The sequence below is a fragment of the Catenuloplanes nepalensis genome (genome assembly GCF_030811575.1).
GTDB lineage: Bacteria > Actinomycetota > Actinomycetes > Mycobacteriales > Micromonosporaceae > Catenuloplanes > Catenuloplanes nepalensis.
Window position 1 is genome coordinate 9,642,978 of the sequence record NZ_JAUSRA010000001.1, and the last position, 13,065, is coordinate 9,656,042.

A 13,065-nucleotide genomic window follows, 5' to 3' on the forward strand; every position below is an offset into this window, starting at 1 on the left:
ATGAGTCGTCCGGAGAAAGCTGTGCACGTTCCGTTCCCCGGTGTGAGGAGCTGCATGATGTCCGCTCAGACCCTGCCCGTCGCGGCCCGGCGAGGTGTCAGCCACGGCGCCGGCTTCTGGGTCGTCGCGGCCGCGTTTCTGATCGCGATGGCGTTCACGGTCGTACCCACGCCGCTCTGGCCGCTCTACCAGCGCGAGGCCGGTTACTCGACGCTGATGGTCACGGTCGCGTACGCCGCGTACGCGGTCGGCGTCACGGTCAGCCTGTTCCTCGCCGGTCACCTCTCCGACCGGCTCGGCCGCCGCCGGATCCTGCTCCCGGCGCTGCTCATCGAGATCGCCTCCGGCGTGCTGCTGCTCGCCTCGACCGCGTTCCCGGCCGTGCTGGCCGGCCGCGCGCTCAGCGGCGTCGCGGTCGGCATGATCACCGCGACCGCGACCGCGCACCTGGTCGAGCTGCACGCGGTCGCCCGGCCCGATTCCGGGCGCGCGCTCGCCGAGCTGGTCGGCACGGCCGCGAACATGGGCGGCTTCGCGGTCGGCGCGCTCACCTCCGGACTGCTGGCCGAGTGGGCCGGCGCGCCGCTGCGTACCCCCTATGTGGTCTATCTGGTGTTGCTGGCCGCGGTGACGGCCGGACTCGCGCTGGTCCCGGAGACGGTGACCGTAACGAAAGCCCCCTACCGGCCGCAGCGCGTCGCCGTGCCGGCCGCCGCCCGCGGCCGATTCGCCACGGTCGCGATCGGCGCGTTCGCCGCGTTCGCCGTGCTGGGCCTGTTCGCGTCCGTCGCGCCCGGATTCGTCGGCGGCACCATGGGGCATCCGTCGCGCGCGCTGGCCGGGCTGGTCGCGTTCCTGACGTTCGGCAGCGCCGTGGCCGCGCAGCTCGTCCTCGCCCGGGTCCCGGCCCGGCGCCAGGTGCTCGGCGGCCTGGCCTCGCTGAGCCTCGGCCTGATCACCGCCACGGTCGCGGTCTGGCTGCCCAGCCTGCCGCTGTTCCTGATCGGTGGCGTGGCCGCGGGTGCCGGCGCGGGCCTGCTGTTCAAGGGCTCCATCGGCACGGTCCTCAGCATCTCCGAGCCGGCCACCCGCGGTGAGGCGCTGGCCGGGCTGTTCCTCGCCGGATACCTCGGCCTGTCCATCCCGATCCTCGGCTTCGGCTTCGCGACCGCGGTGGTGTCGACCGAGGTCGCGCTGGCCGGCTTCGCGACCGGCGTGGTCGCGCTGGCCGCGGTGGCCGGCATCCGGACAGCCCGCTGACTGTCCCTCTCCTCCGGTGCGTGGCTCGTGGCCGCGCACCGGAACCGTTGTGGTCAGCGGATGACGACCGTGCCCGTCACCATGTCCGCCAGCGTCTGCCGCCGCGCCGTCCAGAGCGGCAGCAGGTATCCGATGTAGAGGATCACGTCGTCCAGCAGGTGCGCCAGGTCCCGCAGGACGGCCCGGCCGGGTCCGATCGGCCGCTCGGTCGCGGCGCCCACCAGCCGGATCCCGAGCAGCGCGCGACCCCAGCTCTGCCCGGTCCGCCCGGCACGCCACCACCGGTTGTACCCCCACACCACGAACCCGAGCACGGCCAGGCCGTAGTAGAGGGCGGCGTTGCCGGTGCCGTCCAGCAGCCCGGCGCCCAGGAAGAACGGCGCCGCGATCAACGAATCGACGAGGTACGCGGCGGCGCGCCGCCACCAGCCCGAGAACGTCATGTCCACTCCTTCGCACGACGGCCACGTCGGCCGGCGTGCACTCAGCGTGGCAGCGGGCGCCCACACGTCGCGTCGGTGGAAAGTCGGCGGCGGCGGTACACGGAAGTCATACCCGCCAGCCGTCCCGGTCGACGCCGCCGGGGATCGGGGCGCCCGGGTCGTAGGGCCGGCGGGTGAATACGAACGTGCCGACGTCCAGGTGGGTGACCGCGCCGGATGCGTCCCGCTCGACCCGCAGGCGCTCACCGGCGAAGTAGCCGCTGCGCCCGGTCCAGCCGCCGTCCGGGTCCGGCCGCAGCCGGGTCGCGCGGGTCCCGCCGCCGTGCAGCGCGGACAGCTCCAGGAAACCGTCCGCGGCCGGGCTCAGCAGGTACGGGCTCGGCCCCCAGTACCACGGCCCGGCCAGCGCGAGCAGCTCCGGATCGATCGACGGCAGCGGCCGCCACGGCTCCGGGACGTGCGGCTCCCGCTCGGCGACGATCCGGATCAGGTCGGCCGTGACGGCGCCGACGTCGAGGCCGGTCGTGGCGTTGCCGAAGACGACCGCGCCGAGTCTCTCCTCCGGGTCGATCGCGAGCATGGCCAGGAAGCCGGGCAGCGACCCGGTGTGCCCGGTCAGCACCCGGCCGTCCGGCGCGCGCAGGATCTGCACACCCAGGCCGTACTCCGGTGTCCGGGGTTCGCACATCTCCTCGACCGTGTCCCGGCGCAGCACCCGGTCGTCTCCGTCCAGCAGGAACGCCGCCAGCCGGGCCAGGTCGGAGGCGGTCGACCAGAGTGCCCCGGCCGGAGCCATCACGCCGAGATCCTGCGCCGGCTCCGGCAGCAGCACGTCGGCCCACGGGTGCACGGCCCAGCCGGCGGCGTGCGGCGCGACCGGGTCCAGCCCGGTGCGGCGCATGCCGAGCGGCTCCAGGACCTCCCGGCGCAGCACCTCGGCCCAGGACGCGCCGCGCAGCTTCTCGACCAGGGCGCCGAGCAACGCGTACCCCGGATTGGAGTAGTGAAAGCGCCGCCCCGGCGCCGACACGAACGGCGTGGCCGGCAGCACGTCCGTCAACTCGGGCCGCAGCGCGCCCGGCGTCCGCTCCCACCACGGCCCCGGCGGCTCCGCGGCCAGCCCCGCCGTGTGCGCCAGCAGCGCGCCGATCGTGGCATCGCCGGCCGCGGTGCCCGGCAGATGCGCGTCCAGCACGTCGCCGAGATCGAGCAGCCCTTCGTCGCGCAGGCGCAGGACCAGAATCGCGGTGAACGTCTTGGTGATCGACCCGATCCGGTACTGCACGTCGCCGTCGGGGACGCCACCGTCCACCGTGCCCCAGCCCTCGGCCCACACCGGCCCGCCGTCCCGCACCACGGCCGCGACCACCGAGGGGGTACGCCCACGGCTCTGACCCGCGGCGAGACGGTGGCGGAGAGCACGGCGGGTGTCGGGCAGAAGATCAGCCATACCCGCCAAGATATCGACCGCACAGCACGACGCGCCGGACGTCCCCGCCCGGCGCATCGCATGGTGGTCATGCCGCCGCCGCTGACACGGCCGCCAGATCAGCGCGCCCGCCCGTACGTCCCGATGCCCCGTCGCGAAGGCCGGAGACCGACGAGGCTCACGGCAGGGTGGAGGCACGCCAGAGGCACGCAAGATCACCAGGCCGGAACGCGACCACCCCGCACCGTGGGGGTCTGGTGGCTCGGCCCCAGGCAGCATGCGGAACGCGCTGGTCAGCGCCTTCCGCTGACACACTTCACCCAAGTGGAGCGGACGACGGGAATCGAACCCGCGTAATCAGCTTGGAAGAGCTCGCCGCCCCGCCATGATCGTCCCGTTTTTCCTGGTGAACGCGGGTGTAGCGCTGCCCGATCATGACCGTACGAGACCAGTGGCGGCCTGGGTTGGTGGCACGCGAGTTGGCCGTCACTGTGAGGATTCGCGAGACCCGACCGTTCCTCAGCGTTCGGGTTTTGTGAGGCACCCGCCCGATTCTGACGAGGGACCTCATCCAAAAAATCTGATAATCAGATATGGTGGTGCCATGCGAACCATCTCCGCCACCGAGGCGTCACGACGGTTCTCCGATCTGCTCGACGCGATCGAGCGCGGCGAGACCGTCACCGTGACGCGCGGAAGCCGCCCCATCGCCGAGATTCGGCCGGCCCGTCGGCGAACCGGCCGAGACCTTCGTGCCGCACTGTCCGAGGTCCCACCGCCCGATGACGAGTTCGAGCACGACGTCGCCGAAGCCATGACCTACGTCAGCAGCGATAGGGCAGACCCGTGGGCCGACGCCTGATCCTCGACACCAACGTGCTCATCGCCTACGAGCGCGGGAAGATCGCCCGTGCCGCGTTCGATGACGACGAACTCGCGGTCGCCGCGGTCACCATCGCCGAATATCGTGTTGGAATCGAGCTTGCCGACACCGCTGCCCGAGCAGCCGACCGGGCGCGGGCGTTAGCGGCGATCGTCTCGTCCGTCGACGTGCTCGAATATACGGAGGCGACAGCCGCCCATCATGCCCGGCTCATCGCGCACGTACGACGCAGCGGAACGCCACGTGGCGCGCACGACTTGATTATCGCCGCTCACGCATCGGAGACCGGACGTACCGTCATCACCTCCGACGCCCAAGCCCGGTTCGGAGACCTGCCCAGCGTTCTGGCCGCTCAGCCGTAGGACGACGGCAGGCTCTGGCCCACTACTGGCCCGCAAGATCAACTAGGCCGGAACGCAACCACCCAACACCGTGGGGGTCTGGGGGCTCGGCCCCCACGAAGCATGCGGAACGCCCTGGTCAGCGCTCTCCGCTGACACGCTGACCCGAAGTGGAGCGGACGACGGGAATCGAACCCGCGTAATCAGTTTGGAAGACTGAGGCTCTACCATTGAGCTACGTCCGCGTGCGCCGCGAGTGACTGCGGTGCTGCCCTAGCGTACCCACTCTGGCTGATCTTCCCAAGCCGGTATCCGGCACGCCACACCGGAAGCTTCTCGACGTGAGGCCCGGCGAGCCGTGATCGGCTCTGGGCGCTTACACTCGAAGCGCCACGGGGTGTGGCGCAGTTTGGTAGCGCACTCGCTTTGGGAGCGAGGGGCCGTGGGTTCAAATCCCGCCACCCCGACGACAGGATGACTGCCGGGTTTCAAACCCGGGCGCGAGCCTGCCGCGTCGACGGCCTAAACTCGCGAGAGCGACGGCGCGTAACGCCGGCGTGTCTGCAGATGAAACAGTGGCAGACCGCAGACAGAGCGCAGACGCCCAGGACAGCGGATACGCCGCACATCACCCAGATCCATCAAGGAGTACGCCTGTGAAGAGCACCGTCGAGACTCTGAGCCCGACTCGGGTGCGGCTCGCCATCGAGGTGCCGTTCGCCGAGCTCGAGCCGAGCCTGAAGAAGGCGTACCGGGAACTCGCGCAGCAGGTTCAGATCCCCGGCTTCCGCCGTGGCAAGATCCCGTCGGCCGTGATCGACCAGCGGGTCGGCCGGGAGACCGTGCTGAACGAGGCCGTCAACGAGGCGATCCCGGCGCAGCTGTTCGCGGCCGTGCAGGAGCACGACGTCAAGCTGCTCGGCCGGCCCGAGGTCAACGTGACCGAGTTCGCCGACAACGAGCCGCTGAAGTTCACGGCCGAGGTCGACGTGCGGCCGGAGCTGACGATCCCGGACCTGTCCGGCATCGAGGTCGAGGTCGACGAGCTGGTCATCGGCGACAGCGAGATCGACGAGCAGGTGAGCAACCTGCGCGAGCGGTTCGCCACGCTGAAGACGGTCGAGCGTCCGGCGGCCGAGGGCGACTACGTGCAGCTCGACCTGACCGCCACGGTCGACGGCGTGGAGGTGCCGGGCGGTTCCGCGTCCAACATCTCGCACGAGGTCGGCTCGCAGCAGCTGCTCCCGGGTCTGGACGAGGTCCTGGTGGGCCTGTCCGCCGGCGAGTCGGCGACGTTCACCACGAAGCTGGTCGGCGGCGACTTCGCCGGTCAGGACGCGGAGGTCTCCACCACGGTCCGCACCGTGAAGGAGAAGGAGCTGCCCGCGCTCGACGACGACTTCGCGCAGCTGGCCAGCGAGTTCGACACGCTGGAGGAGCTGCAGGGCGACGTTCGCGAGCGGGTCACCCGGGTCAAGAAGGTCGAGCAGATCTACGCGGCCCGCGACAAGGTCCTCGCGCAGATCGTCGAGGCGGCCGAGATCCCGGCGCCGGAGGGTGTCGTGAAGGACGCGGTCGAGCAGCGCAAGGCCGCGATGACCGACCAGCTGGAGCGGATCGGCGCGTCGATGGAGGACTACCTCGCCTCGGAGGAGAAGACCGAGGAGCAGATCGACACCGAGCTGCAGGACGCCGCGACCGAGGGCGTCAAGATCCAGCTGCTGCTCGACACGATCGCGGAGTCCGAGCAGGTCCAGGTCTCCGACGACGAGTTCGGCCACGAGATCATGCACCGCGCGCAGCGGGCCGGCATGCAGCCCCAGCAGTACTACGACCAGCTCGCCCGCACGGGTGAGGCGCAGGCCGTCTTCGGTGACGTGCGTCGCGGCAAGGCGCTGCAGATCGTGCTGGAGCGTGTGACGATCAAGGACTCCGCGGGCAACCCGGTGACGCTCGAGGCGATCCAGGACGAGCACCACCACGTGCACTGAGGGCGTTGAACCCCTGAAGCCGCCGCGGGTAGGACGTACCCGCGGCGGCTTTGGTTCTTCTGAGGGCATAAGGCGTGCGCTTACAGCGAACAGTGCCCCATGCGCGGCCGAAGTGCCCCGATGACGGGCTAGGGTCGGTCCTACGACGGACAACAGCGAAGGGCTGCCATGACCGACTTGCATCTCAATGCGTCGCCTCTGGCCAGAGGTGGCGGCGACCTCGCCGGTGGCCTTGACGACTCGGTCTACAACCGGCTGCTGAAGGAGCGGATCATCTTCCTGGGCAGCGAGGTGACCGATTCGGTCGCTAACCGCCTCTGCGCCCAGCTGCTGCTGCTCGCGGCGGAGGATCCGGAGCGGGACATCCACTTCTGGATCAACTCGCCCGGTGGTTCGGTCTACGCCGGCATGGCGATCTACGACACCATGCAGTGGATCGACAACGACATCTCGACCGTCGCGATGGGCATGGCGGCTTCCATGGGGCAGCTGCTGCTCTGTGCGGGGACGAAGGGCAAGCGTTATGCGCTGCCGCACGCCCGGATCATGATGCACCAGCCGTCCGGCGGGCTGAGCGGCACCGCGGCGGACATCGCGATCCAGGCGGAGCAGATGCTCTACACGAAGCGCATGTTCCAGGAGCGCGTCGCGTTCCACACCGGGCAGACGCAGGACACGATCGAGGCCGACTCGGACCGGGACCGCTGGTTCACGTCCGCCGAGGCCAAGGATTATGGCTTCATCGACAAGGTGATCACCGGGGCGACGCAGGTCCCCGAGGGCGCCGGAACGCTGAACTGAGGAAGGCGACAATGACGGACATGACACTTCCCCCGCGGTTCGCTCCGGTGCACAACCGGTACGTTCTTCCCTCCTTCGTCGAGCGCACGTCGTACGGGGTGAAGGAGTCCAACCCGTACAACAAGATGTTCGAGGACCGGATCATCTTCCTCGGCGTCCAGGTGGACGACGCCTCGGCGAACGACGTGATGGCCCAGCTGCTGACGCTGGAGTCGACGGACCCGGACCGCGACATCACGATGTATATCAACTCGCCCGGTGGCTCGTTCACGGCGATGACGGCCATCTACGACACCATGCAGTACGTGCGGCCCGACATCGTCACGGTCTGCCTGGGCCAGGCGGCGTCCGCGGCGGCGATCCTGCTGGCGGCCGGCACGCCCGGCAAGCGCATGGCGCTGCCGCACTCGCGGGTGATAATCCACCAGCCCGCCACCGAGGGTGGTTACGGCCAGGGCTCGGACATCGAGATCCAGGCCCGCGAGATCCTTCGCATGCGCGCCCAGATGGAGGAGATGCTGGTGCGTCACACCGGCCGCGCCGCCGATCTGGTGACCAAGGACATCGACCGCGACAAGATCATGACCGCGGACGAGGCCAAGGAGTACGGGATCGTCGACACGGTCCTGGCGAACCGGAAGAAGAGCGGCCTGATCGGGGTCGGCGCTTCCAACTGACCCAGCGCCCTTGACGGAGGCCAGCCGCAGGTAGGTTACTGTGGCTGGTCTTCACTGTGGTGGCGTGAAACTGTGGTTGTTTGGACCGTGGTTGCTTTGGACCGTGGTTGCTTGGAAGATACGCATTGAAATCGGGCATAGAGCGTCAAATCTCCAGTGGGGGTGACCCGCTAGTCTGGTTGGTCTCTGACACGCCAGTTCTGGGGGTCGGAGAAACGCCCCCGCAGGGGGTAACGTCGAGGCCGCACCGCTAAGCATCGCGGTCCGGTGGACGATCGAATACCGTTGAGCGAAGACCGTTTGACCAGGTCGTCCTCAGGCCAGGGTTGGGAGTCTCCAGCCGATGAGCGCAGGGAGAGCGTAGGTGGCACGGATCGGTGACGGCGGCGACCTACTGAAGTGCTCCTTCTGTGGAAAGTCGCAGAAGCAGGTCAAGAAACTCATCGCGGGCCCGGGTGTTTACATCTGCGACGAGTGCATCGATCTCTGTAACGAGATCATCGAGGAGGAGCTGGCCGAGTCCGGCGAGGTGAAGTGGGAAGAGCTTCCCAAGCCGATGGAGATCGTCCAGTTCCTGGATCAATATGTGGTGGGCCAGGAGCACGCCAAGCGCGCGCTCGCGGTCGCGGTCTACAACCACTACAAACGGATCCAGGCGGAGGCGAACGGCGCCCCCGGCTCCGGCAGCGAGCAGATCGAGCTCGCCAAGTCCAACATCATGCTGATCGGCCCGACCGGCTGCGGCAAGACGCACCTGGCGCAGACGCTGGCCCGCATGCTCAACGTCCCGTTCGCGATCGCCGACGCCACGGCGCTGACCGAGGCCGGCTACGTCGGCGAGGACGTGGAGAACATCCTCCTCAAGCTGATCCAGGCCGCTGACTACGACATCAAGCGCGCCGAGACCGGCATCATCTACATCGACGAGGTCGACAAGATCGCCCGCAAGTCGGAGAACCCGTCGATCACGCGGGACGTCTCCGGCGAGGGCGTTCAGCAGGCCCTGCTGAAGATCCTCGAGGGGACGACGGCGAACGTTCCACCCCAGGGCGGCCGCAAGCACCCGCACCAGGAGTTCATCCAGATCGACACCACGAACGTGCTGTTCATCTGCGGTGGCGCCTTCGCGGGCCTGGACCGGATCGTCGAGTCCCGGATCGGCGCCGGCGGCGTCGGCTTCGGGGCCAACCTCCGCTCGATCCGCGACCGCGACACCGACGACATCATGTCCAAGGTGATGCCGGAGGACATGCTGAAGTTCGGGCTGATCCCCGAGTTCATCGGCCGTCTGCCGGTCTTCACCACGGTGCGCAACCTCGACCGGGACGCGCTGGTCAACATCCTCACCGAGCCCCGCAACGCGCTCGTCCGCCAATACCAGCGGCTCTTCGAGCTGGACGGCGTCGAGCTGGAGTTCGAGCAGGAGGCGCTCAACGCGATCGCGGACCAGGCCATGCTCCGCGGCACCGGCGCCCGGGGCCTGCGCGCCATCATGGAAGAGGTCCTGCAGAACGTGATGTACGAGGTGCCGTCGAACCCGGACGCCGCCCGCGTGCTCATCACGAAGGGCGTCGTCCTGGAGAACGTCAACCCGACCATCGTCCCGCGCGAGTTCACGGGTCGCCGTGCCCGCCGCGAGCGGCCCGAGGAGAAGTCGGCCTGACCGCCACGCACGACACGCACGCCCCGGCGGTCTCGCCGGGGCGTTTGTCGTCGCTGTTGGACCACGTGGCACGCGGCGGGCGCCTGCCGGCCGAACCGTTCCTGGAGATCGTCCCGGCGCCGTCCGTGCGCGACTTCGCGGTGCTGTCCTTCCCGGCGCACGTGGTGATCGCCGCCCCGGTCACGCTCGACTGGGTGACGGCGCACCTGCCGGACTCCGGCGACGAGTTCTCCGAGCCGCTGAACCCGCCGTTCCTGCACGCGCTCGAACGCCGTCTCGGCCGCCGCGTCAACAACATCGACCAGATGCTGGTCGCGCCCGCGCTGCCCGGCCCGCCCCCGCTCACGCTGACCGAGATCCACGATCACACCCATCCGCGGGTACGGCACGCGGTCGGCTATCGCGACGACGTCCGTGTGTACGCCGCCGCCGGGGGTCTGCTCACCATGGGGAGGGGTCTCGCCGGCCGCTGGGAGCTCTCCATGGAGGTCCTCCCGGAGCGTCGCAGCGCCGGCCTCGGCCGTGCCCTGGTCACCGCCGCCCGGCACCTGATCCCGGCGGACGCGCACGTCTGGGCCCAGGTCGCACCGGGGAACGCGGCCAGCACCCGCACGCTGCTCGCGGCCGGCTTCATCCCGGTCGGTGCCGAGGCGATCCTGCAAACGCCCCTGGTAGCGGCGCCCGGCGGCCCGTAGGCTCGGCCTCATGCGAGTCGCCGTGTGCCAGCTCAATGCCCGCGAGGACCGCGCCGCCAACCTGGCCGTCGCGCGCGATCTCCTCACCCGCGCGGCGGATGCCGGCGCCGACCTCGCGGTCCTCCCGGAGTACACGGACTATCTCGGCCCCGCCGCCGGCGCGCCGAAGCCGGAGCCGGTCGACGGCGAGTTCGGCACGTTCTTCGCAGACGCCGCGCGCGACCTCGGCATCTGGATCCACGCGGGCTCGTTCCACGAGACCGGCCCGGACCCGGACCACATCTACAACACGAGCCTCGTCTTCAACCGGGCCGGCGAGCTGGCCGCGACCTACCGCAAGATCCACCTCTACGACGTGGAGATCCCCGGCAAGGTCTCGTTCCACGAATCGCGCACGGTCGCGGCCGGCACCGCCCCGGTCGTCGCCGACGTCGAGGGCGTCGGCCTCGGCCTCTCGATCTGCTACGACCTGCGCTTCCCCGAGCTCTACCGCGCGCTCGCCGACGACGGCCGCGCGAAGCTGCTCGTCGTCCCGGCCGCGTTCATGGCGCACACCGGCCGCGACCACTGGGAGATCCTGCTTCGCGCCCGCGCGATCGAGAACCAGTGCTACGTCCTCGCCGCCGGCCAGATCGGCAACCACGAGCCCGGCCGCACCTGCTTCGGCCGAAGCATGATCATCGACCCGTGGGGCACGGTCCTCGCGCAGGCGCCGGACACCACCACGATCGCGGTCGCCGACCTCGACCTGCCGCGCCTCGACACGATCCGCCTCGAACTCCCCAGCCTCGCTAACCGGCGCCTCTAGGGGCGTGTTCGGTGGATCTCGTCGAGCCGAGGCGAGGCCCAGGTGTCGTGGAGAGTGCGCGGCGTGGAAGTTCGCATACGGGTGTTGTGTGTGGGCTTGTGCGACGTGGGCTTGTGCGACGTGGGCTTGTGCGACGTGGGCCAGACGGCGCTTGGCCACACGTCGCAGGCCGACGAAGATCCGCCGAACACGCCCCTAGAACCTCGAACCCATCTTCCCGCTTCCGGCGTGGTGGCGTTCCGAGTGCTCCCGCGGGCACCGGTGCAATGTCACTTAGCTTAAGTTGACCACGGATTCCTGCCTGCGCTTCCCGAATGCGCCCCGCCGACGTCCGCCGGCCCTGCTCTGTCGCTCACGCCCCTCGGACTGGCTCCGTTGCCCAGCCCTTTCGGGCCGGGGAGCGCGAGCTGACCCGGCCCGCTCGCGGCGATCGGGCGCTGCTTGCCCGAAATATCGCTACATCTCACCCCTTGGTGCGGACCACAGACTCGCGAGTCGGCACCGCTGCGGCCTGAGTGATCAATCAGGTGAGCAAAAGGTAGATCGAGAATCGAAGTTGATCGCTTTTCGCTCACCTGATTGATCACTCAGGTGCCGGGCCCGAGGCCGTCGAGATCTCCCGGCCCCGCCAGTAGGACGCGTGCCCGCTTCATCGGGAGATTTCGGGCACGAGGCGCCGGGTCCGCACCGGAAGGGGGCGACTCTGCCCGCCGTCGGCGGTGTTCCGGCGCCCGGAGACCGCGTGTGATTCGCGTACCGATAGCGAGCGGGTCACGGTACCCGGATGGGGCTGAGAGCATTCCTGGCCGGAAGGGGGGCCGGCCCTGCCCGCCGGTGGTGTTCTGGTCCCCGGAGACCGCGTGCGATTCGCGTACCGACAGCGAGCGGGTCACGGTACCCGGATCGGCTGAGAGCATTCCCGCTGGTCACGGGAGTGCGGCCGTACCGCGGCTCCTTCAAGGTCAAAATAGGCTGAGTGGCATTGGGCACCGGTCGGCCGCAGGCGGCCTCCCTGCCGGTCGCGCGCTGGGTTCCGGGCGGGCGTCCCCAGCCGGGCGAAACGCTCACCCGGGACGCCGAACCGGCCTTCGGCGTCTCTCGGCCGGTCGCGCGGCGCTCTCGCGCCGGTGTTCGCCGCGGTCGGCAGTCTGCGGGGTCACGAATCGGCCAGCGGTGTTTCCGTGCCGTCGTGCCGGTTCGCCGCGATGGTCAGGCTGCGGGTGAGCGGGACTGCCGAACCGGCCCGCGGTGTTTTCGGCGCTCTCGCGGCGATCTTCACCGCGGTGATGTCCGTCGGCTGTTCCGGATGCGGGCAGCGGTGGGCGGGTCGGCCTTTTCGGGGTTGGGCGGGGGTGTCAGCGGGCGTCGAAGAAGATCCCGAGGGCGGTGAGGCCGGCGATGGCGGTGCCGGTGACGAGCAGCGCGGTGGTCATGCGGGTCTGGCCGCGGGCGGCGAGGCGGCGGATCGAGAGCACGAGCACGATGAGCACGAAAGCGCCGATGACCAGGTGCCACAGCGGAAAGAGCTGGCCGAGCAGCGCGTCGGCCGCGGGGCTCGTGGCGGGCGTGTCGGTTGCCATGCCGCCAACTCTGGCACGTGGAACCGGGCATCGGGAGTGTCTTGCGGACATCGACGCCGGCCGGGCGGATCCGTCCTCATCGACGACACCTGATTTGTGCTTGGAGGCGGTGTCCGCGTAACTTTCTCTTCGCCACGGGGAACCGGACGAACAGGGCGAAAGCCACTGGGAGGACGGAATCGGGGCAACTGGGTGGTGCGGCCGGATCTGGGGAGACCCCGATTTGGAGCCGCGAAACCAACCGGGTAGAGTAAGGCAGCCAGCGGGAGCCGGGCAACACCGATCTAAGCGCCACAGGCGCGGTGAGATCGAAGGCCGGTCCGCAGGATTTCTCGGAACTGACAGACACCGGCGACGGTGTGCGTCAGCATGAGGAAGGCCGGGCGTTGCTCTTGAAAGATCCACACACTCCGCACGGAGAACGGACTTGACAGAGCGGAAACATCCGGTAAGATAGAACAAGTGCCCGGTGGAGACAAAGGGTACGGATCAGG

The 13,065-nt window shown here is 69.4% G+C and carries 12 protein-coding genes and 2 tRNA genes; 10 read left to right on the forward strand and 4 right to left on the reverse strand.

The window, feature by feature from the left end; all coding sequences use genetic code 11:
• Positions 1-57: 57 nt before the first annotated feature.
• Entirely contained in the window at positions 58-1,260 is a 1,203-nt protein-coding gene (locus J2S43_RS42015; RefSeq protein ID WP_306839081.1) for an MFS transporter, read from the forward strand.
• A gap of 53 nt (positions 1,261-1,313) precedes the next feature.
• On the opposite strand, the gene J2S43_RS42020 is transcribed toward J2S43_RS42015, so the two are convergent.
• Together J2S43_RS42020 and J2S43_RS42025 are read right to left on the reverse strand one after the other, a co-directional pair.
• Entirely contained in the window at positions 1,314-1,703 is a 390-nt protein-coding gene (locus J2S43_RS42020) for an RDD family protein (protein WP_306839082.1), read from the reverse strand.
• Positions 1,704-1,809: 106 nt separating this feature from the next.
• On the reverse strand, positions 1,810-3,153 hold the full coding sequence (locus J2S43_RS42025; RefSeq protein ID WP_306839083.1) for a serine hydrolase domain-containing protein: 1,344 nt from the start codon (positions 3,151-3,153) through the stop codon (positions 1,810-1,812).
• 583 nt (positions 3,154-3,736) lie between these two features.
• Between J2S43_RS42025 and J2S43_RS42030 the strand changes: the two genes are divergently transcribed.
• Complete coding sequence (locus J2S43_RS42030) at positions 3,737-3,994, forward strand: type II toxin-antitoxin system Phd/YefM family antitoxin (RefSeq protein WP_306839085.1); 258 nt, start codon at positions 3,737-3,739, stop codon at positions 3,992-3,994.
• Positions 3,979-4,377, forward strand: a complete 399-nt coding sequence (locus J2S43_RS42035) for a type II toxin-antitoxin system VapC family toxin (protein ID WP_306839087.1) — start codon at positions 3,979-3,981, stop codon at positions 4,375-4,377. The genes J2S43_RS42030 and J2S43_RS42035 overlap by 16 nt, the downstream gene beginning before the upstream one ends.
• Before the next feature lie 150 nt (positions 4,378-4,527).
• Here J2S43_RS42035 and J2S43_RS42040 read toward each other — a convergent pair.
• Positions 4,528-4,601, reverse strand: a tRNA-Gly gene (locus J2S43_RS42040).
• A 148-nt stretch (positions 4,602-4,749) separates the two neighbouring features.
• Between J2S43_RS42040 and J2S43_RS42045 the strand changes: the two genes are divergently transcribed.
• From J2S43_RS42045 to J2S43_RS42075, 7 genes are all read left to right on the forward strand, one after another.
• Positions 4,750-4,823: transfer RNA gene (locus J2S43_RS42045), tRNA-Pro, on the forward strand.
• 189 nt (positions 4,824-5,012) lie between these two features.
• Positions 5,013-6,347 (forward strand): trigger factor, encoded by a 1,335-nt coding sequence (gene tig / locus J2S43_RS42050; protein WP_306839089.1) that lies wholly within the window; start codon positions 5,013-5,015, stop codon positions 6,345-6,347.
• A 168-nt stretch (positions 6,348-6,515) separates the two neighbouring features.
• Entirely contained in the window at positions 6,516-7,148 is a 633-nt protein-coding gene (locus J2S43_RS42055) for an ATP-dependent Clp protease proteolytic subunit (protein ID WP_306839091.1), read from the forward strand.
• An 11-nt stretch (positions 7,149-7,159) separates the two neighbouring features.
• Positions 7,160-7,825: an ATP-dependent Clp protease proteolytic subunit gene (locus J2S43_RS42060; RefSeq protein WP_306839094.1), complete on the forward strand. Its 666-nt coding sequence runs from the start codon at positions 7,160-7,162 to the stop codon at positions 7,823-7,825.
• A 364-nt stretch (positions 7,826-8,189) separates the two neighbouring features.
• Complete coding sequence (gene clpX, locus J2S43_RS42065) at positions 8,190-9,488, forward strand: ATP-dependent Clp protease ATP-binding subunit ClpX (RefSeq protein ID WP_306839096.1); 1,299 nt, start codon at positions 8,190-8,192, stop codon at positions 9,486-9,488.
• Positions 9,489-9,553: 65 nt separating this feature from the next.
• The gene (locus J2S43_RS42070) at positions 9,554-10,183 is read left to right on the forward strand and encodes a GNAT family N-acetyltransferase (RefSeq protein WP_306839098.1); all 630 of its coding nucleotides are present in this window, start codon (positions 9,554-9,556) and stop codon (positions 10,181-10,183) included.
• 10 nt (positions 10,184-10,193) lie between these two features.
• Positions 10,194-10,991, forward strand: coding sequence for a carbon-nitrogen hydrolase family protein (locus J2S43_RS42075; protein WP_306839100.1), 798 nt, complete (start codon positions 10,194-10,196; stop codon positions 10,989-10,991).
• 1,355 nt (positions 10,992-12,346) lie between these two features.
• Here J2S43_RS42075 and J2S43_RS42080 read toward each other — a convergent pair.
• Positions 12,347-12,571 (reverse strand): hypothetical protein, encoded by a 225-nt coding sequence (locus J2S43_RS42080; RefSeq protein ID WP_306839102.1) that lies wholly within the window; start codon positions 12,569-12,571, stop codon positions 12,347-12,349.
• Between the last annotated feature and the right edge of the window lie 494 nt (positions 12,572-13,065).